Origin of the sequence: Devosia sp., from assembly GCF_024707125.1 — a bacterium.
Lineage (GTDB): Bacteria > Pseudomonadota > Alphaproteobacteria > Rhizobiales > Devosiaceae > Devosia.
On record NZ_JANQAH010000003.1, the window covers coordinates 261990 to 283090 of the forward strand.

17 protein-coding genes and 1 pseudogene are annotated in these 21101 nt (G+C 62.6%); 12 read left to right on the forward strand and 6 right to left on the reverse strand.

Features of this window, described 5'->3' with window-relative positions; translation table 11 throughout:
* The first annotated feature begins 148 nt into the window (after positions 1-148).
* The 5 genes and pseudogenes from NVV77_RS02270 (at position 149) to pepT (ending at position 6433) form a co-directional block, all read left to right on the forward strand.
* On the forward strand, positions 149-1693 hold the full coding sequence (locus tag NVV77_RS02270) for an ABC transporter ATP-binding protein (protein ID WP_295410309.1): 1545 nt from the start codon (positions 149-151) through the stop codon (positions 1691-1693).
* Entirely contained in the window at positions 1690-2763 is a 1074-nt protein-coding gene (locus tag NVV77_RS02275; protein ID WP_295410311.1) for an ABC transporter permease, read from the forward strand. Before NVV77_RS02270 ends, NVV77_RS02275 begins: the two co-directional genes overlap by 4 nt.
* A gap of 2 nt (positions 2764-2765) precedes the next feature.
* Entirely contained in the window at positions 2766-3713 is a 948-nt protein-coding gene (locus tag NVV77_RS02280) for an ABC transporter permease (protein WP_295410313.1), read from the forward strand.
* Between the two features lie 170 nt (positions 3714-3883).
* Positions 3884-5173, forward strand: a complete 1290-nt coding sequence (locus NVV77_RS02285) for an amidohydrolase family protein (RefSeq protein WP_295410315.1) — start codon at positions 3884-3886, stop codon at positions 5171-5173.
* Between the two features lie 26 nt (positions 5174-5199).
* Positions 5200-6433, forward strand: a pseudogene (gene pepT, locus NVV77_RS02290) (peptidase T).
* Here the strand turns inward: pepT and NVV77_RS02295 are convergent.
* Complete coding sequence (locus NVV77_RS02295; RefSeq protein ID WP_295410317.1) at positions 6430-7461, reverse strand: AraC family transcriptional regulator; 1032 nt, start codon at positions 7459-7461, stop codon at positions 6430-6432. The pseudogene pepT and the gene NVV77_RS02295 overlap by 4 nt on opposite strands.
* A gap of 300 nt (positions 7462-7761) precedes the next feature.
* Here NVV77_RS02295 and NVV77_RS02300 point away from each other — a divergent pair, with 300 nt between their 5' ends.
* The 6 genes from NVV77_RS02300 to NVV77_RS02325 all read left to right on the forward strand — a co-directional run bounded on the left by NVV77_RS02300 (position 7762) and on the right by NVV77_RS02325 (position 13926).
* Positions 7762-8628 carry a sugar phosphate isomerase/epimerase gene (locus tag NVV77_RS02300; protein ID WP_295410319.1) on the forward strand — a complete coding sequence of 289 codons (867 nt, stop codon included), beginning with the start codon at positions 7762-7764 and terminating at the stop codon, positions 8626-8628.
* Positions 8625-10136 (forward strand): sugar ABC transporter ATP-binding protein, encoded by a 1512-nt coding sequence (locus NVV77_RS02305; RefSeq protein ID WP_295410321.1) that lies wholly within the window; start codon positions 8625-8627, stop codon positions 10134-10136. Before NVV77_RS02300 ends, NVV77_RS02305 begins: the two co-directional genes overlap by 4 nt.
* On the forward strand, positions 10133-11119 hold the full coding sequence (locus tag NVV77_RS02310) for an ABC transporter permease (RefSeq protein WP_295410323.1): 987 nt from the start codon (positions 10133-10135) through the stop codon (positions 11117-11119). Before NVV77_RS02305 ends, NVV77_RS02310 begins: the two co-directional genes overlap by 4 nt.
* Positions 11116-12102 carry an ABC transporter permease gene (locus NVV77_RS02315; RefSeq protein ID WP_295410325.1) on the forward strand — a complete coding sequence of 329 codons (987 nt, stop codon included), beginning with the start codon at positions 11116-11118 and terminating at the stop codon, positions 12100-12102. Before NVV77_RS02310 ends, NVV77_RS02315 begins: the two co-directional genes overlap by 4 nt.
* A gap of 65 nt (positions 12103-12167) precedes the next feature.
* A complete protein-coding gene (locus tag NVV77_RS02320; RefSeq protein ID WP_295410327.1) occupies positions 12168-13298 on the forward strand; it encodes a substrate-binding domain-containing protein in 1131 nt (376 codons plus the stop codon).
* Between the two features lie 67 nt (positions 13299-13365).
* Positions 13366-13926 (forward strand): cupin domain-containing protein, encoded by a 561-nt coding sequence (locus tag NVV77_RS02325; RefSeq protein WP_295410329.1) that lies wholly within the window; start codon positions 13366-13368, stop codon positions 13924-13926.
* 173 nt (positions 13927-14099) lie between these two features.
* Here the strand turns inward: NVV77_RS02325 and NVV77_RS02330 are convergent, their stop codons facing one another.
* From NVV77_RS02330 to NVV77_RS02350, 5 genes are all read right to left on the reverse strand, one after another.
* Entirely contained in the window at positions 14100-15167 is a 1068-nt protein-coding gene (locus NVV77_RS02330) for a LacI family DNA-binding transcriptional regulator (RefSeq protein ID WP_295410331.1), read from the reverse strand.
* On the reverse strand, positions 15152-15916 hold the full coding sequence (locus NVV77_RS02335; RefSeq protein ID WP_295410333.1) for an SDR family oxidoreductase: 765 nt from the start codon (positions 15914-15916) through the stop codon (positions 15152-15154). Before NVV77_RS02335 ends, NVV77_RS02330 begins: the two co-directional genes overlap by 16 nt.
* On the reverse strand, positions 15916-17244 hold the full coding sequence (gene hisD, locus NVV77_RS02340; RefSeq protein ID WP_295410335.1) for a histidinol dehydrogenase: 1329 nt from the start codon (positions 17242-17244) through the stop codon (positions 15916-15918). The genes NVV77_RS02335 and hisD overlap by 1 nt, the downstream gene beginning before the upstream one ends.
* Before the next feature lie 170 nt (positions 17245-17414).
* Positions 17415-18614, reverse strand: a complete 1200-nt coding sequence (locus tag NVV77_RS02345; RefSeq protein WP_295410337.1) for a mandelate racemase/muconate lactonizing enzyme family protein — start codon at positions 18612-18614, stop codon at positions 17415-17417.
* Between the two features lie 22 nt (positions 18615-18636).
* Positions 18637-19341, reverse strand: a complete 705-nt coding sequence (locus tag NVV77_RS02350) for a GntR family transcriptional regulator (RefSeq protein ID WP_295410339.1) — start codon at positions 19339-19341, stop codon at positions 18637-18639.
* Positions 19342-19657: 316 nt separating this feature from the next.
* On the opposite strand from NVV77_RS02350, the gene NVV77_RS02355 reads away from it, so the two are divergent.
* Positions 19658-21061: an extracellular solute-binding protein gene (locus tag NVV77_RS02355; protein ID WP_295410598.1), complete on the forward strand. Its 1404-nt coding sequence runs from the start codon at positions 19658-19660 to the stop codon at positions 21059-21061.
* Positions 21062-21101 lie beyond the last annotated feature (40 nt).

Genomic DNA, 21101 nt, shown 5'->3' on the forward strand with positions numbered 1-21101 from the left:
CCAGCCTCCCCCATCAAGGGGGAGGTGAAGATTTGTGGGTTTGACGAGATGGTGCCACACACTCGATCGGCACCTCCCCCTTGATGGGGGAGGCTGGGAGGGGGGTGAACGGCATACTCCAAGGTCCGACCTCCCCGGAGCACCACCCATGACCGACGCCCCAGTGCTCCTCTCGCTCAGAAACATCACCAAACGTTTCGGTGCCCTCACCGCCAATGACGCCATTTCCCTCGACCTGCATCGGGGCGAGATCCTCGCCCTTCTCGGCGAGAACGGTGCAGGCAAAACGACGCTGATGAACATCCTCTTCGGGCACTATGTGCAGGACGAAGGGGATGTCCGCGTGCTAGCCGACGATGGCGCATTGGCCACCCTGCCCCCCGGCTCGCCCGGCGCCGCGCTGAAGGCCGGTATCGGCATGGTGCACCAGCATTTTACCCTTGCCGAAAACCTCTCCGGCCTCGCCAATATCCGCCTCGGCACCGAACCGCTGCTCTCCTTCGGGCGCGAGAGCGCCGCACGAGCAAAAGTCAAAAAAATCATCACCGAGAGCGGCCTCGACGTCGATCTCGACCGCCGCGTTGCCGACCTGACAGTTGGCGAAAAGCAGCGCATCGAGATTTTGAAAGCGCTCTATCGCGACGCAAAAGTGCTCATTCTCGACGAGCCCACCGCCGTGCTGACCCCGCAGGAAGCCGAGGGGCTTTTCGTGGTCCTGCGTCGGCTCGCCACCAATGGGCTCGGCGTCATTTTCATCTCCCATAAGCTGGGCGAAGTCCTCGCCGTCTCCCACCGCATTCTCGTCCTTCGCGCGGGCAAGAAAGCCGGGGAACTCGTGACCGCCCAAGCTGATCGCCGTGCCATCGCTGACCTCATGGTCGGCAAGGCCGTTGCCGAAGTTGTTCGCATCCCCGCCCTGCCGGGTGAAACCCTCATGGAATTCGACGACGTTTCGCTCCATGGCGCAGGTCGCCAGGCGCTGAGCGGCGTCAACCTGAAACTGCGCGCTGGTGAGATCGTCGGCCTCGCCGGTGTTTCCGGCAACGGGCAATCGGGCATCGCAGCACTGATTTCGGGCCTTGCCGTGCCAAGCAGCGGGACGCTGCGGCTCTACGGTGAAGCCGTCACCAAAGCCAGCCCGCGCGATCTCGTGACATCAGGCGTTGCCCGCATGCCGGAGGACCGCCAACATGATGGCGTTGTCGGCACGATGAGCGTTGCCGACAATATCGCCATCGAAGAAGTGCGCAGCCCTGCCTTTTCGAAGATGGGCCTCCTTGATCGCAAAGCCATGCGCGAGCGCGCGACCGCTGCCATTTCCGGCTATGATGTTCGCTGCCCCGGCCCCGATGCCGAGGCGCGGCTGCTCTCGGGCGGCAATGTGCAAAAGCTCATTCTCGCCCGCGTTTTGGAGCGCGAACCACGCGTCATCCTTGCCAACCAGCCGACCCGCGGCCTCGACGTCGGCGCACAGGCCGAAGTGCATCGCCGCATCCTCGCCGCCCGCGACCGCGGCGCTGCCGTGTTGGTGATCTCCGAAGACCTCGACGAGCTCTTCGCCCTCGCCGACCGCTTCGTCGTGGTTCACGCTGGCGAATTGAGCGATGCCGGGTCCAGCGAAAGCCTCGACCGCGGCACGATCGGCCTGATGATGGCCGGCCAGGCCCGCCCGCCAGTAGGAATTGCGTCATGAGCCTTCGTCTGGAACCGCGGGATCACGCCTCCGTCGGCCTCAAACTCACCGTGTCGCTCGCGGCTGGAGTCATCGCCCTGCTGTTGGTCGCCATTCCTGTTGTTGCTGCCGGCGGCACGCCATTGGAAGCCTATTGGCTCATGCTGCAAGGCGCCTTCGGCTCGATGTTTGCGCTAAGCGAAACGCTCAACCGCGCCACGCCGCTGATCCTGACCGGCCTTGCCGCCGCTGTCGCCTTCCGCGCAAAGCTCTGGAATATCGGCGCCGAGGGCCAGCTCTATATCGGCGCCCTCGCCGCCGTCTGCGTCGGCAGCGGACTCCTGCAATTGCCGCCGGCCCTGATGATCCCGACCGTGATGATCGCCGGCTTCCTCGCTGGCGGGCTGATGATGGTCATCCCCACGATCATCAAGCAGCGCTTTGGCGCCGACGAGGTGGTCATCACCCTGCTGCTCAATTTCGTGGTGATCCTCTTCATCCAGATGTTGGTTGAAGGCGTGCTGAAAGACCCGCTGTCGATGGGCTGGCCGCAATCGGTGCCGCTGATCGCCGAGGCAAAGCTGCCAAAGCTTGTGCCGCGCCTGCGCATGCACTGGGGCCTCATCACCGGCCTCGTCGCCGCGCTGATCCTCTGGCTGATGGTCCGCAAGACCGTGCTCGGCTTTGAAATCCGCGCCGTCGGCGAGAACAAGGCCGCCGCCCGCTTTGCCGGCATTCCGGTCGATGTGACCATGCTGAAGGTTGCCCTCATCTCCGGCGGTCTCGCAGGCCTCGCCGGTGTCGGCGAAGTTGCCGGCGTAAAAGGCTACCTGTCTTCCGACCTGTCGCCCGGCTTTGGCTATTCCGGCATCGTCGTCGCAATGCTCGCCGGCCTCTCGCCCGTCGGTACAGTCATCGCCGCTGTCTTTGTCGCCGCCGTCTTCGTCGGCGCAGACTCGATGAGCCGCGCCACCGGCATTTCGAGTTATATCGCCGATCTCGTCGTGGCCCTGTCGCTGCTCTGCGTGCTGGTTGGCAGCTTCTTCCTGCGGTTCCGCGTCATATTCGAACGCCGGCAAGTGGGGGCCTGAGCATGGACGTCCTCTTCGACATTCTCGGCTCCGCCAATTTCTGGGCCGCCGCCATCCGCATCGCCACGCCACTGATCTTCGGCGTCCTCGGCGCCCTTATCTGTGAGCGCGCCGGCGTGCTCAATCTCGGCATCGAGGGCATTTTCGTCGCCGGCGCCATGGCCGGCTGGCTCGCCGTCTATCTCGGTGCCGGCCTCTGGGGCGGCGTGCTGGTCGCAGCGCTTGCAGGCGCGCTCTTCGGCCTGCTGCACGCCTTCCTCACCGTCATTCTCGGGCTCTCCCAGCACGTCTCCGGCATCGGCATAACGCTCCTTGCGACCAGCGTGAGCTATTTCACCTATCGCACGGCCCTGCCCGATGTGACCTCGCCCCCCCGCATTGCTGCCTTCCAGCCGCTCAATATTCCTGGCCTCTCCGACCTGCCCTTCATCGGCCCCGCCCTCTTCCAGCAGACGCCGCTGACCTTCCTGGCGCTGGTCTTCGTGGTCCTCGTCGCACTGGTGCTTTATCGCACCCCGCTCGGCCTCGCCATTCGCGCCGTGGGCGACAATCCTGCCTCCGTTGAAGCGCAGGGCCTTTCGGTGGTGGGCCTCCGCGTCGGCGCCGTCGTCGCCGGTTCGGCGCTGATGGCGCTGGGCGGTGCCTTCCTCACCATGTCGGCCTTCGATGCCTTCTTCTTCGGCATGGTCAATGGCCGCGGCTGGATCTGCATTGCGCTGGTGGTTTTCGCCTCCTGGCAGCCGGGTAAAGCCTTGCTCGGCGCGCTGCTCTTCGGCGCCTTCGATGCCTTCCAGATCCGCCTTCAGGCACAGATCGGCCAAGTCGTGCCCGGCCAGGTCTTCCTCATGCTGCCATATCTGCTATCCATCGTGGCACTGATCCTGGTGGCGCGGCGCGCGGACTATCCCCGCGCGCTGTTGCAACCCTGGACCAAGGGGCAGCGGCACTAGTTCCGGGCTGGCACGACCTATCAATCGTCGTCACCACCGGGCTTGTCCCGGTGGTCCATGCTGAGGCGAGATGGATTGCCGGGACAAGCCCGGCAATGACGACTGAGCGGGAGAGGACGGTGGTAGCCCTCCATCCGCCCGACCACCTTTCGAGACGAGAGACCAAAAGAATGTTCGAGCTGAAAATCACCAATGCCACTCTGCCCGACGGCCGCAAAGGTCTCGATGTCGGCATCAAGGACGGCAAGATCGCTGCCATTGAAGCCAATCTCGGCGGCGAGGCGGGTGAGGTGATTGATGCCGACGGGCAACTCGTCTCCCCGCCCTTCGTCGATTGCCATTTTCATATGGACGCCACCCTCTCCCTGGGCCAGCCGCGCTTCAACGAAAGCGGGCGCCTGCTCGAAGGCATCCAGATCTGGGGCGAGTTGAAGCCGCTCCTCACCCATGAAGCCGTCATCGAACGCGCTCTGAACTATTGCGACCTCGCTGTCGCCCAGGGCCTCCTCGCCATTCGCACCCATGTCGATATCTGCGATACCCGCCTTCTCGGCGTCGAAGCCCTGCTCGAGGTGAAGAAGCGCGTCGCCCCCTATATCGACCTGCAACTCGTCGCATTCCCGCAGGATGGCTACTATCGCTCCCCCGGCGCCATCGATCTCCTCGACCGCGCCCTCGACATGGGCGTCGACGTCGTCGGCGGCATTCCGCATTTCGAGCGGACCATGGCTGACGGCGCTGCGAGCGTGAAAGCCCTCTGCGAAATCGCCGAGAAGCGTGGCCTCTTGGTCGATCTCCATTGCGACGAAACCGACGACCCACTGAGCCGCCATATCGAGACGCTGACCTACGAAACCCAGCGCCTCGGCCTCAATGGCCGCGTCAACGGCTCGCATCTGACGTCCATGCACTCCATGGACAATTACTACGTCTCAAAGCTGCTGCCGCTGATGGCCGAGGCCGACGTTTCTGCCACCGCCAATCCCAATATCAATATCGGCATCCAGGGCCGCCACGACACCTATCCCAAGCGCCGCGGCATGACCCGCATCCCCGAAATGCTGACCTATGGCATCACCTGCGCGTTCGGCCAGGACTGCATGATGGACCCCTGGTATTCGCTGGGCCAAGCCGACATGCTCGAAGTCGCCTCCATGGGCCTCCACGTCGCCCAAATGACCAGCCGCGACGCCATGCGCCAGTGCTTTGACGCCGTCACCACCGGCCCCGCCAAGATCATGCATCTCGAGGGCTATGGCGTCGAAGTCGGCAACAAGGCCGACATGGTCCTGCTACAGGCGACGGATTCCATCGAGGCCATCCGCCTCAAGGCCACGCGCCTCGCGGTCATCAAGCACGGCCGCGTCATCGCCCGCACCGCGCCGCGCCAGACAGCGCTTGCCCTGCCCAATCGTCCGACGCGCCTCGACCCGGCCCGCGTCGGCCCAAGCGCCAACTGACTATTCTTATTGAGACGAGCCTTTTCATGACCGATACCGTTCTCGACCGTTTCCTGCGCTATGTGCAGATCGACACCCAGTCGGACCCCGCTTCGCCCGCCCAGCCTTCGACGGAAAAGCAGAAGACACTCAGCCGTCTGCTTGTCAGCGAACTGCGGGCAATCGGCTTTGCTGACGCAGAAATGGACAGCAATGGCTATGTCTATGCCACCGTCCCGGCCAATACCGACAAAGACGTACCGGTCATCTGCTTCTGCTCGCATGTCGATACGGCGCCCGATTTCAGCGGCACGGGCGTGAAGCCACAGATCATCAAGAATTATGCCGGCGGCGACATCACTCTTGTCGGCGACAAGAGCCGCGTCATCCGCGTCTCTGAACATCCCGAACTGAACAACCAGATCGGCAATGATCTCATCACCACCGATGGCACGACCCTGCTCGGGGCCGACGACAAGGCGGGCGTCGCCGAAATCGTGACGGCGGCGGAAATCCTGCTCAAAGACAAATCCATCCCGCATGGCGCGATCAAACTGCTATTCACGCCCGACGAGGAAATCGGCCGCGGCGTCGACAAGGTGGATCTGAAAAAGCTCGGCGCACGCTTTGCCTATACGATGGATGGCGAAACCGCCGGGACCATCGAGGACGAGACGTTCTCGGCCGATGGGCTCGAAATCTCCATCACCGGCGTCGCCATGCATCCCGGCTTTGCCAAGGGCCGCATGGAAAATGCCATCAAGATCGCTGGCGAGATCATCGCCCGCCTGCCCCATGACGTCTCCCCCCGAAGGCACCGAAGGCCGCGAGGGTTTTGTGCATCCCGTCGGCGTGACCGGCTCGATGGAAAAGGCAACGATTTCCATGATCGTGCGCGATTTCACCGTCGCTGGCCTCCATGAAAAGGAAGCCATGGTGGACGAGATCGCCAAGGCGGTGATCGCGAACTACCCGGGCTCAAGCTATCGCATTGCGGTCAAGGAGCAGTATCGCAACATGAAGGAGGTTCTGGACAAGAACCCCGAGATCGTCGAGTTCGCCGTCGAAGCTATCCGCCGTGCCGGCATGGAGCCAGTGCGCGGCTCCATTCGCGGCGGCACAGACGGATCGCGCCTCTCCTTCATGGGCCTGCCCACCGCCAATATCTTTGCCGGCGGCCACGCTTTCCATTCGCCGCTCGAATGGATCAGCCGGCAGGACATGGAAAAGGCTGTGTCCACGATCGTGGAACTGGCGCGCCTCTGGGAGGAGCGCGCCTAAGCCGCGTGCGGTTCCCTACGCGTCTCCTGCGGCGAGAATCCGAACCGCCGTTTGTAGCAAGTCGCAAAATACTGGCTTGAGGAGAAGCCGCATTCCAGCGCGATTTCGGTCACGCTGGCATCGGCCTTTTCACTCAGCCACTTCTTTGCCGCCTCCAGCCGCACCATCTGCAGATAGCGCACCGGCGTCATATTGGTCAGCGCCTGGCAATGCTGGGAAAACTGCGTGCGCGACAGGCTGCATTCGGCGGCCATGTTTTCGAGCGTCCAGTTTTCGTCGAGCGCATGCGGCAAGCGATTGAGAAAAATCTGCACGGTGCGCTTGGAGCTGGCGAGATCTTCGTCCAACACCGGTGCCTGGCTCTCCAACTGCTTCATGAACTGCAGCAGCATCATAGAGATCAAGAGGCGCAGGCGGGTCTCGTCGCCGGCAACATCATGCCCAGCGACGATCTCGGCAATATCGTGAAAGCTGCGCATCACGTCGCGGCTGGCGGTAAGAACATGCTGCTCATTGCGTGACAGCAGCCTTGTCAATCGCTCGGTATCTCGTTCCGGCCAGGCCATCCAGTCGGGCCAGAGCCAGTCTTCATGCGGCCGGCGGACGCCGACATCGAACAGCACCCAGATGATCTGGCTGGCCGACACATGCGGATCGCCGAACTGGTGCAATTGCCAGGGGCGCACGACGAACATCTGGCCCTCGGTCAGCTCGTGCCGCTGCCCATCGACCTTGAGCACCATGGAGCCGCGCGCCAGATAGGCGATTTTCACGCCCTCGTTGCAGTGCTCCTTGAGCCCCCAATCCTGGGTGCGTACTGCGTCCCAACCGCCCACGGAAAGCACCTGCGGCAGCGCTTCGCCAAGCGGCTTTCCCGGATATTTCCGCCGCGTCCAGGCGTTCAACGTCACCTTGCCGGCGAGCGAGGCCTCATAAAGGTCGGCGCAATTGCCGGCATACATCAGCGCGCCGGGCTCGGTGAAGACGGCCGGCCGGGCCAAGGCGTGCAAACGGGCCTCTGCGTTCATGGTCCCCTCCATGTGCAAATTCTACCAGTGTTATCATTCGAACGCGCGAGTGCACGCAGTGCGCAATGATCGCAACGTTCGCCTCCTGGCGCTGATGCTAGAGAGAGTCGAACGTCCGGAAGTCAACCAGAGCAGTCATAAAGACAGCCAGACTGACATTTCGGACCGTGGAGGAGTTTAGGCCGGAGCAGGTTTTCTGCGGCGTTCGAAATTCGCTGGCGAGGTGAGGTGCAACAATTGTTGTACGTGCCTCAAGGCGATCGAGAGCGGCTGCGCACCGTCCGGCGCGAGGGGAAGCATATGAAGCTCGGCATCAATCTGCTGTGCTTGACCGACTTCGTGACCGAAGCGCATCTGCCGGCAATCCGGCAGATCAAGGCGCTGGGTTATGATGGCGTCGAGGTGCCGGTTCTTTCCGGCGAGCCGTCGCATTATGCGTGGCTGGCCAAGGAGCTGGATGCCATAGGGCTCGAGCGCTGCACGACCTCCATAGTGCCGAGCCCCGATGCCAGCCCGATTTCGGAAGACCGGGACAATCGGGCGCGCGGCCGGAAACATCTCGATTGGGCCCTCGATTGCGCCATTGCGCTTGGCGCGCAAAGCGTCGGCGGGCCGATCCACGCCCCCATCGGGCATTTTACCGGCAGCGGCCCCACCGAGAGCGAGCTTTCCTATGGCGCCGAGGCGCACCGTGCGCTGGCGACCCGCGCCGAGGCCAATGGCATCTATCTCAGCCTCGAACACCTCAATCGCTTCGAGACCTATTTCCTCAACACGACGACGCAGTGCCGCGATTATGCGCGCCGCGTCGACCATCCGGCCTGCCGGATCATGTACGACACGTTCCACGCTAATATCGAAGATCGCAATCAGGTCGCAGCCTACGAAACCGTGGCGCCGCATGTCGGCATCGTCCATATCTCGGAGAACGATCGCGGCATTCCCGGTCGCGGGCATATCGATTTTCTCTCAATCATGCAGGCTGTCCGCCGCTCGGGTTACGATGGCTGGGTGACGCTCGAAGCCTTTGGCGCCGGCCTCCCCGCCATCGCGGCAGCGACGCGTGTCTGGCGCCCGCTCTTTCCCGATTACGACACGCTCTTTTCCGAAAGCGCTGATTTCATCCGCAGCACGTGGGACGCGGCCGGGAAGGAAATCGCCGCATGAGTGACGTCCCGACCATCGAGATGCGCGGCATTTCCAAGTCGTTCCCGGCGGTAAAGGCGCTGCGCGGCGTGTCCTTCACCTGTTCCCGCGGCGAGGTCCATGCGCTTTGCGGCGAGAATGGCGCAGGCAAATCGACGCTCATCAAAATCCTCTCCGGCGTCTATCGACCCGATAACGGCGAGGTGCTGATCGACGGTCAGGAGCAGCATTTCAAGCATCCGCAGGAAGCCCTCCTCGCCGGTATTTCGGTGATCTATCAGGAATTTTCGCTGCTGCCGGAGCGCACCGTCGCGCAAAACCTCTTCCTCGGTCGCGAGCCGATGAAGAACGGGTTGATCGACAACAAGGCGATGGTTGCCGAGACCCAGCGCGTGCTCGGCCTCTTCGGCGTGCGCCATCGCATCGAGCCGGAAACCTTGGTGGCCGATCTCGACGTGGCGAGCCAGCAGATGGTCGAGATCGCGAAGGCGATTTCGCTCAATGCCAAAGTCATCGTCATGGACGAGCCGACCGCCGCGCTCAACGAAGCCGAATGCGAGGTGCTATTCTCGCTCGTCGACCAGCTCCGCGCCTCGGGCACAGCCATCGTCTACATCACCCACCGCATGCGCGAAGTCACCCGCCTCGCCAACCGCGTCACTGTCATCAAGGACGGCGAAGCCACCGCGAGTTTCGACCATGTCCCCGCGCCCGACGTCATCGTTCGTGCCATGGTCGGCCGCGACATCTCCGAATATTATCCCGAACCAGCGACGTCGTCTGAAATCGGCCCCGTCGTCCTCTCCGTTTCCGGCGGCACGAATGCCGCGTTGCGCGACATCAACCTCGAACTCCGCTCGGGCGAAATTGTCGGTTTTGCGGGCCTGCAAGGCGCCGGCCGCACGCCGCTCGCCATGGCCCTTTTCGGTGCCGCACCATTCACGTCGGGCACCATGACCCTCGATGGCAAGGCGGTCCACCTCACCTCGCCCCGCGACGCCATTCGCGCCGGCATCGGCATGCTGCCGGGCGATCGTAAGGCGCAGGCGCTGTTCCTCATGCAGTCGGTGCGCGACAACGGCATGCTGACCGCCCGCAGCTTTGCCAATCCGTTCGGCGGTCACAAAGCGAATCGCTTCACCGACCTCACCGGCATGAATGCCCTTCTCGATCAGATGAAGGTGCGCGCCCCCTCCTACGAGCAGGAAATGCGCTTCCTCTCCGGCGGAAACCAGCAGAAGGCTATCGTAGCCCGCTGGCTTGCCCTGCGCCCAAAAGTTCTGATTTTCATCGAACCCACCCGCGGCATCGACGTCGACGCCAAGGCCAGCATCTACCACCTCATGCGCGACCTCGCCCGCGCCGGCACGGCCGTGATGATGGTCTCGTCCGACCTGCCCGAGATCCTCGGCGCCTCCGACCGCATCGTGGTCATGCGCGAAGGCCGCATTGCCGGCGAGTTCGGCCGCTCGGCAACCGAGGCCGAACTCATGCTGGCCGCCACAGGCGAAACGGGAGTTGCCGCATGACCGACATGCCCCTCCCCGCCAAAAATCCCCGTCGCTTCCGCTTCGAGCGCCACGCTTCCACGATCCTGCTGCTGGCCGCGATCGCGCTCTACATCGCCCTGATCATCATCATGGGCCAGACGCGGTTTCTCACCCTCGAAAACCTCGTGGCCATTCTCAGCCGCTCGATCACCCTTGGCATCACTGCCATCGGACAGACCTTTGCCATTCTCGTCGCCTCGATCGACCTCAGCGTCGCCAGCGTCATCTCAGCCGCTGCCGTCGTCACCTCCGTGGTCATGAATGGCGACCCGGCCATGATGCTGCCAGCGGTTGCCTCTGTCCTCGCCCTTGGTGCCGTCGTCGGCCTCGCTAATGGCCTCGTCATCACCAAGCTGGAGGTCAATCCGCTGATCGCGACGCTGGGCATGTCGCTCATCATCCAGGGCGTTTTGTCCTATTACTACAACAACTTCGCTGGCAACGTGCCGGTGGAGTTCCAGATCTTCGCCTATGGCACGGTGGGCATCGTGCCCTTCTCGCTGATCTTCATGTTCGTTCTCGCCGGCTGCGCCTGGTTCGTCCTGCGCTTTTCCCGCTTCGGCTCCGATGTCTACTCCGTCGGCGGCAACAAGGATGCGGCGCGCCTTGCCGGCATCAAGACCGATCGCGTCGTCATCGGCGCCCATGTCATCTGCTCGCTCTGCGCTGCCATTGCCGGCATCTACCTCGCCTCCCGCCTCCGCTCCGGCGCGCCGTGGATCGGCGCCGAGGGCGTCTATGATCTCGAATCCATCGCCGTCGTCGTCATCGGCGGCACCGTGCTCGCGGGCGGACGAGGCGGCATCTGGGGCACCATGGCAGGTGTCATCATCTTCTCGCTCATCGACTCCATCTTCAACGTCGCCGGCGTCGATGCCTTCGTAAAACAGGTGCTGCGCGGCATCATCATCGTCGCCGCCGTCGCCTTCTATGCCGCCCGTTCGAAGAGGCCCGTCGCATGAGCGCGCAATCCCTTCCCCGGCCCGCCGCGGCCAAGCGCAGCCTGCCCAAGATCAATCCGGTCTATGTGCTGGTCGCGGCGCTGATCCTTGCCATCATCGTCATGAACCCGGCCTTCGGCGAACCCACCGGCTACATGAATTTCCTCAAGCGCGTCACCGCCCTCGCCATTCTCTCGGCCGGCGCGCTCTATGTCATCGTCTCGGGCGGCTTCGATCTAAGCGTCGGCTCGATCATGACGCTGACTGTCATCGGCTCGTCCATGCTCGCGAGCAACGATCCCAATTCGACCTATTGGATTATCCCCCTGATGCTCTGCATCGGCGCCGTCATCGGGCTCATCAACGGCCTCGTCGTCAGCTACCTCAAGGTCCCATCGCTGATCGCCACGCTCGGCATGATGATCACGCTCAACGGCGTCGCCTTCATGTGGTCCGGCGGCGCCCCGCGCGGCTACCTGCCCGACACGTTCCGCTTCTTCGGCCGCTACAACATCACCGACATACCGGTGATCACGCTGCTGCCAGTCGCCGTGATCTGCCTCGTCGTCTTCGGCACCATCCTCTGGTGGGGCATGCACCGCACCAATTTCGGCCGCATGCTGCATGCCGTGGGCGACAACCAGCAGGCCGCGCGTCTTGCCGGCGTGCCAGTCGAGCGCGTGCGCATCTCCGCCTTCGTCGTCTCGGCGCTGACGGCAGTTCTCGCCGGCGTCATTCTCGGTGGCCGGGCCGGCGTCTCGGTCGATATCGGTTCGGGCTTCGAGCTGCAGGCCATCACGGCCGCCGTCATCGGCGGCGCGCAATTGCTCGGCGGTCGCGGCTCCGTACCCGCGACCATTGCCGGCGCGCTGGCGCTCGAAGCCATATTCACCCTGCTCAACCTTCTCGGGCTGGCCCAGCCGGTTCGCCTGGTGGTGCAGGGACTAATCCTCATCGGCGCAGTGGCGTTTGCGACTTACCAGCGCAAGCGCGCGGGCCGATGAGCTGAGACAGATGGCCGATCGGCCGTCTGAGGGAAGAGTGGGAAAACCTCACGAGGGAGGAAGACGTGAAGAAGATTATTTTGGCGGCTGCCGTGTTCGGCATGCTGACCGGAGCCGCATTTTCTCAGGCTCCAAACTTTGACGACCCGGCCGAATTCGCCAAGCAGCGCGACCAGCTGACCGCAACCTTCAACGGCCCTGCGGACCAGCCGTATCTGCAATATGCCGGCGACTCCATGGCCGATACCGCCTCGTTCAAGAAGGAAGGTCCCTGGACCGTTTGCTTCTCGAATGCCGGCGTCAACAATCCCTGGCGCGTGGTCGGCTACACCGACATGACCGAGGAAGTGAAACTCCATCCGGAAATCGGCACCTTCACCCATGTCGACGCCGAAGGTTCTGATGACAAGCAGATCGCCGATATCGACGACCTCTTGGCCGGCGGCAATTGCAGCGTGCTGATCGTTTCGCCGAACTCCACCGCGGCCCTCACGCCGGCGGTCGAAAAAGCCTGCGCCGCCGGTCTTCCGGTCATCGTCTTCGACCGCGGCGTCACCACCGATTGCCCGGTCACCTTCGTCCACCCGGTGGGTGGCTATGGCTTCGGCATCCAGGCGGCCGAACACATCATCGCCAATGTGCCGGCCGGCGGCAAAGTGCTGATGCTGCGCATCCTGCCGGGCGTCGACGTGCTCGAAACCCGCGCCTCGGGCGCCCGCAACATGTTCAAGGAAGCTGGCCTTGAAGTCCTCGGTGAAGAATTCACCGATGGCGACAATGCCAAGACCAAGTCGATTGTCGAAGACTACCTGCAGCGCGGCACCATCGACGCCGTGTGGATGGATGCCGGCGCCACCGCCGTCGCCGCCGTCGAAGCCTTTGAAGACCAGGGCGTCGATGTCCCCGTCGTCACCGGCGAAGACCAGCAGGACTACCTCCAGAAGTGGCGCGACCTTGGCTTCAAGGGCATTGCCCCGACCTACCCGACCTATCAGTGGCGCACCGCCATCATTGCTGCGGTGAACACGCTCAAGGGCGAACAGGTCCCGAGCCCGGAATGGGTGTTGCCGCAGCCGGCCATCACCCAGGACGTGCTCGACCAATACATCAACGAAAAGATGCCGCCGCTCCACTACGCCATGTGCGGCTGCGAAGACATGCCGAACTATCCCCAGGCCTGGGGCGGTACGGAATAAAAACTTCCCAACGACGACTGCGGGGCGCCCAAGGGCGCCCCTTCTTCGTTCAAGAAGGGGAAGGTTCATGAGCATCAAGACAGAACTGCATTGGTCCAAGCCCAAGGGCATGCTGCCCAATTCCCGCTTTCCGCTGCTGGTCCATCGCAATGCTGTGCCGGGCGGCGGCGAAGACGCGGTGATGGCGCGGCTGCGCGAAAACAACTGGCTCAACAACTGGCGCTATCCCGGCATCTACACCTATCCCCATTTCCATTCGACGACGCATGAATGCCTCGGCTGCGCGCGGGGCTGGATGGAGGTCGAGTTCTTCGGGGTGGGCGGGGTGAAACTGCGGGTGGAAGCGGGCGACATCGTCGTCCTGCCGGCCGGCGTCTCCCACTGCATGACCGGCAATTCCGACGACGTGCAGATGGTCGGCGGCTATCCCGATGGCCGCGACTGGGACAATGTGCAGGAGGCCAATCTCACCGAAGAGAGCCGCCGCACCGTGGCCAAGCGCATCATGATGCTGCCCATTCCGGCGCGCGATCCGGCAACGGGATTACCGATGATCGAATGGATCGATGCCCCGTCATCGGTCGACGCGGATTTGAATGACTATCGTGATGGGCTGGGGGAAGGCTGACGGTCACGCGGCTAAAGCCATTCCCCAATACCCCCTTTCGTCATTGCCGGGCTTGTCCCGGCAATCCACCTTGGGGACCCCGGACGGTATGGACCACCGGGACAAGCCCGGTGGTGACGATGGGGTAGATTTCCCGGCAAGATCGCAGCCTGGCTAGCCGCCCAAAAAGGTCTTCACCGCCCCGGCCTGAACACCCGCCTGCCCTCGACCTCGACCACCCCCGAAGCCGGCAGTCTCGCCGATGTCCGCACCACCAGTTCCCCATTGAACACGCGATGCTCCGCCTCGATCTCCCCGCTATTGATCTGGCTCATCAGGATTTCCACCGTAGCCTCGACCATGCGCTTATGCGGCTGGCTCATGGAGGTGACGCCATAGGCGTCCCAGCGCGCTGGCCCCACATCGTCATAGCCGACAATGGAAATGTCCTCGGGGATAGAAAGCCCAAGCTCAAACCGAGCCACGTCCATCACCGCAACAGCCATGTGGTCATTGGCGACAAACAGCGCATCGGGACGATCCGGTCGCGTCAGCAGTTTTCGCGCCGCCGCCTGTGCTTCGGCACGATCGTAATTGCCAACCTCAATCAGGATTTCCGTGTGCCCCGCCTCGGCCAGCGCTTCGCGATAGCCCGCGAGACGGTCGCGATTGGTCGATGAGCTCTCGAGCCCGGCAATATAGCCAAAGCGTTCGTGGCCACCGGCCAGCAGGAACTCGGCAACCCGCCGCCCGCCCTCGCGGTTGCGGGTCGTCACGCTCGATACTGCGTCGCGCTCGGTAGTGCGGTTGAACAGAACCACCGGAATGCCAGCCGCGGCACACTCTTCCGACAAGGCCGAAGACAGCGAGGTCGAGGCGAGCACGATGCCATCAACCCGATATTGCATGAGCTGGTCAAAAACCGGGTCGCTGTCGCCATCAGCCAGGCCGGTAAAAAGCAGCAGGCGGTAATCTTCCTTGGCGAGCAAACGTCCCAACTGCTCGAGCACGTCGGGATAAAAGAGATTGTCGAGATAGGCCATCACCACCGCGACGATGCGCGAGCGGTTCGTCGTCAGCGAGCGAGCAATGGCATTGGGGCGGTAGCCCAGCTCCTTGGCCGCCGCCAAAACCTTGGCGCGGGTCTCGGGGGCAATGGAAGCGCCGGGGGTAAAGCTGCGCGACACAGCCGACTGGGAAACACCCGCGCGCTGCGCCACCTGCGAAGACGTGACCCCGGTTTTCCTTACTCCGCCGTCCATCCACCATCCACCAAGAGCGCGGTGCCGGTGATCAGCGCCGCCGCATCCGAGGCGAGAAAAACCACTGGCCCCATAATGTCTTCCACCCGGCCCAGACGCCCCAACTTGATCTTGGAAAGAACCCATGAGCGGAAATCGGGATCGCTCAGGTTCTTCGCCGTCAGTTCGGTTTCAATAAAGGTCGGGCAGATCGTGTTGACGCGAATATTGCTGGCGCCCAGCTCGATGGCCATGGCCTTGGTGAGGCCTTCAACAGCATGTTTGCTGGCAGCGTAAATCGCGCGGTTGGGTCCGCCGACATGGCCCATCTGCGACGAGACATTGATGATCGACCCACCCTGTCCGGCTGCCTGGAGCTTGCCGACCACGGCCTGCGACACGAAGACGGTCGCAGCGAGGTTGAGCTGCATCACCGCCTGATAGTCGGGCTCAGTAATGCCGGCGACCGAACTGTGCCGCGCCGTGCCGGCCGAATTGACCAGCACGTGAAACGGATCGCTTTCGGCGACGAATTCGCGGACAGCCGAGAAATCGGTGATGTCGATGGCGACGCCTTCGGCCGCAAGACCGATGTCGGCCATGGCATTGACCACACCTTCGACATCGGCGGCGGTGCGAGCCGCCACCGTCACATGCGCCCCGGCCTCAGCCAGAGCAACCGACGCGCCCAGCCCGATCCCGCGCGTGCCGCCTGTCACCAGGGCGCGCTTGCCATCGAGACGGAAACTGGGCGTGCGGGGAAGCATCATTACTTGGCGGCCTCTGCTGTCGGTGCGGCAGCGGTACCATAGGGCACGTTGCGACCGCCATAGCGGCGCACGCGGATATTGGCTTGCTCCGCATGGCCGACAAAACCTTCGAGCATGGAGAGGCGCGAGCCATAGGCGCCGATCTCAGCCGAGGCCTCGTCGGTGGTCACGGTCTGCCAGGTGCAGGTCTTGAGGAATTTCCCGACCCAGAGGCCGCCCGTATAGCGCGCCGCCTTCATGGTGGGCAGCGTGTGATTGGTGCCAATCACCTTGTCGCCATAGGCCACATTGGTGCGCGGCCCGAGGAACAGGGCGCCGAAATTGGTCATATTGTCCCGGAACCACATGTCGCGATCGGTCATGACCTGCACGTGTTCAGAGGCGATGCGATCGGCCTCCGCCAGCATTTCCTCATAAGAGTCGCAAACGATAACCTCGCCGAAATCGGCCCAGGACTTTTTCGCGATGTCGGCCGTCGGCAGAATGGCGAGAATACGCTCGATCTCGGCCATGGTATCGCGCGCCAGCTTCTCCGAATTGGTCAACAGAATGGCCGGGCTCGTGGGCCCATGCTCCGCTTGCCCCAGAAGATCTGTCGCGCAGAGTTCGCCATCGACAGTCTCGTCAGCGATGACCAGGGTCTCGGTTGGGCCGGCAAAAAGGTCGATGCCGACGCGACCATAGAGCTGGCGCTTGGCTTCGGCGACAAAGGCATTGCCGGGTCCCACCAGCATGTCGACTGGCTGGATCGTCTCCGTGCCGATAGCCATGGCGCCAATGGCCTGGATGCCGCCGAGCACATAGATTTCATCCGCACCCGCCATGGCCTGCGCCGCGACGATCGCCGGCGCCGGCTTGCCACTAAAGGGCGGAGCGCAGGTGATGACGCGCGGACACCCCGCGACCTTCGCCGTCAGCACCGACATATGGGCCGAAGCCAGCAGCGGATATTTGCCGCCTGGCACATAGCAGCCCACGGCGTTGATCGGCACATGCTTGTGGCCCAGCGTCACGCCCGGCATGGTCTCGACCTCAAGCGGAAGCATCGTGTCCTTCTGCTTCTGAGCGAAATTGCGCACCTGGGTCTGGGCGAATTCGATGTCGTGCAGATCCTGATCGGTCAATTGCGCCACGCAATCGTCGATCTCTTTCTGGCTCAACCGAAAATTCTGGCGATCCCACTTGTCGAACTTGATCGACAGATCCCGCACGGCAGCGTCGCCGCGCTTTTCGATATCGGCCAGAATCCCCTCGACCGTCGCCCGAACCTGGCGATCCGCCTCGGCCCGCTCTTCAACATCCTTACCGCGCTTCAGCCAAACTGGCATGGGTCAACCCTCCATAATGCATACGCATGCATTACCGAGATGACCAACAAAGCGCCAGTAGGACTTTCGATTGTCTCCAGTTTGAGGAGAAAAGGAGATGCACATGGCGCATGCGCATTCACGCTTAAGCAGCCACCGCGGCGGAAAACCGGAGGTAGCGCCTCGCCACGCTAGTCGAAGAAACCAGCATCCTCCTCGGAGAGGTACTTTTTCGTCCCCTCGGCATCGATATCGAGCCCCAGCCCCGGTGCTTCCAACAGATCGACGTGACTATCCCGCACGATCTGTTTTGGCAGGCCAATGACGATGTCCTCCCACCAAGGGTCGGACGCACTCGGATATTCAAAGGCGATATAATTGGCCGGCAGCGTGGCGCAGACATTGATCAGCGCGCCGAGCCCAAGAAGCCCATTGGCCGTGCCATGCGGCGCCATCATGATCGAGTGCATATAGGCGTGTTCGGCCACCCACTTCAGCTCCGCAATCCCGCCAATATCAGCCGGATCGGGCCCCACGACCCGCACCGCCTGCGTCTCGATCAACTCCTTGAAATTGTGCCTGAGATAGATCTGCTCGCCGGTATGGATCGGCGTCGAGGTCGACACCGTAAGCTCGCGATAGGCCTGTGGATTGACCCAGGGCACATAGTCCCCGGTCAGCATGTCCTCGAGCCACATGAGATTGTATTTTTCCGTCGCCTGCGCAAAGCGGATAGCGTCGTTGAGGAACCAGCCCGGCCCGCAATCGAGCGCCAGGCTCACCTTGTCCCCCAAGACTTCCTTCATGGCGATGACGCAGTCGATCATGTGCGCCATGCCGCGCTCGCTGATCTGCCCCTGATCCATGGCGCCGTGATAGCCAGCCTTTTCCTGCCTGACGCCGTAGTGAAAGTCGTCGATGGAATCCTTCATGTTGGAGTGAAAGCTGATCCCCTGCTTCACCATGAAGAAGTTTTCCGGCCGCTCCATCATCCACTTCACGTCGGCCGCATAGTCCTCCGGCCGATCTCCCGTGCGCTTCTTGCGAATGGAGCCATTGTAGACCCGCACCTTGTCGCGCACCTTGCCGCCGAGCAGCTTGTAGACGGGCACATTGGCCGCCTTGCCGGCGATGTCCCAAAGCGCATGCTCAATGGCGCTGACCGCCGCCCCATAGGGCTTGAAAGACCCGCGCTGTCGGATTTTCAGCATGCAGCGCTCGACATCGGTCGGATCCTCCCCGATCAGCGCCTCGCGAAAATGCAGCACCCAGGGCTTTAGGTACGGCTTGGTGTATTCCACCTCGCCCAAACCATAAACTCCTTCGTCCGTAACGACACGAACGATCGGGTGGCGCCCTATGACGGCGCAGCGCAAGTCCGTGATTTTCATTGGTTTCCTCCCTCGAATGCCCCTAGGCCGGCGTTCTCCTCGGCCCATTCCGCTTAGCAACGCCCATCTGCTCGATGATGTGCCGACCCGACCCCTCCACATGCAGCGCCACAACCGCGGCGGCACGATCGGCATCCTGCGCGCGAATAGCCTCGATCAGTTCCCGATGCTCGCGCAACACAGCCTGCATGCGGCTCAGCGAGGTCGGAAAACGCCGGCTGATGGCCCGCAGGATTTCGCGATGCTTCCACCAAAGATCAGCCGCGTGCCGGTTGTAGTGGCGGTCGTAGATGAGCTGGTGAAACCGCGTATCGAGTTCGCCGTGATGTTTGGGATCGGCAAAATTGTGCGCCTCGATTGCGGCCTGCGCCGCTTCGAGATCAGCAATATCGGCATCGGTTGCGATCGAGCAAAACCACTTGGTCAGCGCCGGCTCGATCAGCATCTCGATCTCGATGATGTCGCGCACGAAAGCCTCATCGATGGGCCGCACCCGCGCCCCGCGATTGGGCTCCATCACCACAAAGTCTTCGCCGCGCAATTGCTGCAGCGCCTCGCGCACGGGATTGGTCGAGGTGCCATAGCGCGTCGCAAGATCGGCAACCTTTAGCCGCGCATTGGGCTCCAGGCGCCCGGAAATGATATCTTCCCGGATCAGCTCATAGATCGATAGTGGCTGCTCGGAAGCAGCGAATTCATTGGTGTCGTCGGCAGGCATCGTGGTCATGGAGCATGGTTTATGCGCCTTCTCGCGGGATGCCAAGCGGGATAATGCACATTAAATATGCAAAATAATGTACGATCCAAGCCATATTGACAGATAAGTTCTGGTCTGGAACTGTCCCAAGCGGGAGACATGGGCAAAAGCCCGGCCCCGGAGGACCTAGCGGCGGGACGCCGCGGATGCCGTGCCGTAAGCGCCGGAATCCAACCGAGGAGGACTATCGATGACGAACATGCAGGACCGCGTTCGGCGGTCTGGCTCGCCGTATCGTCGGCAAGTCGTTGCCTATGCCTTGGCCGGTTTGACCACCGCCTCACTGATGTCGACGACCGTTTATGCGCAGTCGGTCGATCTCAGCCAGTGGTCGCCGGAATACATCAAATCCATTGCCGGCACGGCCACCTATGACACTGCCAAGGATTGCGGTGCCGTGGTGCCCAACGACTATGCCGGCAAGGTGAGCTACTGGTACACCGGGCCCTTCGAGGCCGACCCGCAGATCGCCCACGATCAGGACAAGGCCTTCTGGGAAGCCTTCAAAGCCGCCTATCCCAATATCCAGGCCGACGTGCAGTCGATCACCTACAACGAGCTGCTCGACAAGTTCCGCACCGCCCTTCTCGGCAATGCCGCGCCGATGGTGGTGCGCCTCCAAATTCTCGGCGGCGTCGAATTCGCCGCCAAGGGCTATCTAAATCCGCTGAAGCCGGAAGATGTAGGCTATACTTCAGCCGACTTCTGGCCGGGCGCCCTCAAGTCGGTCACCTGGGACGGCGAAACCTACGGTATCCCGACCAATAACGAGACCATGGGGTTCATCTGGAACGCCAAGATCTTCGCCGATGCCGGGCTCGACCCTGAATCTCCGCCCGCAACCTGGGACGATGTCGTCACCTATTCCAAGACGATCCACGACAAGCTCGGCATTGCCGGCTATGGCCTTGTCGCCAAGCAAAACGCCGGCAATACGCCCTTCCGCTTCATGCCCCAGCTCTGGGCCTATGGCGGCGGCGCGCTCGACGAAACCTCGGCCGAACCGGCCTATGAAACTGTCGAGCTCAACAATGACGGTTCGAAGGCCGCCCTGCAGGCCGCCTATGACATGTATGTCAGGGACCAGTCGGTCCCAACTTCGGCCCTGACCAATACCCAGGCCGAAAACCAGGCGCCGTTCATCGCCGGCCAACTCGCCATGATGATCGCCCACCCGGCTGAATATGCGAAAATGCTCGACCTTGCCTCCAAGGCAACCGGGGCCGACAAGGCAACCGCCGACGCCGTGGTCGAAAACATGCGCTATGGCCTGCTTCCCGAAGGTCCGGCCCGTCGTGCCGTGGTGTTCGGCGGCTCCAACATTCACGTCGTAAAGCCTGAATATGTCGATGGCGGCGCCATCGATGAGCAAGCCGTCAAGGCGCTGATCTGCATGTGGACGAGCCCGGAATGGTCGACCAAGCTCGCCTGGGTCGGTTCCAACCCCGGGCACCTCGGCGGCTTCAAGACCGAATGGATGAAGGAACGTCTGGACACCATAAAATTCCTCGACGTCACCACCTCCATGCTGCCCAACGGCATCCCGTTCCCGGTCCAGCCCTATGCGCCCGAGATCATGAACATCATCGTGCCCGACATGCTGCAGAACGCGCTTACCGGCACCATGACGGTCGATGAGGCAGCCAACGACGCGGCGGCCAAGGTCGAAGAACTGATGAGCGGAATGTAGCGATCCCTCCCGCGCAGACGGCCGGCAGTCCCTGATTGCC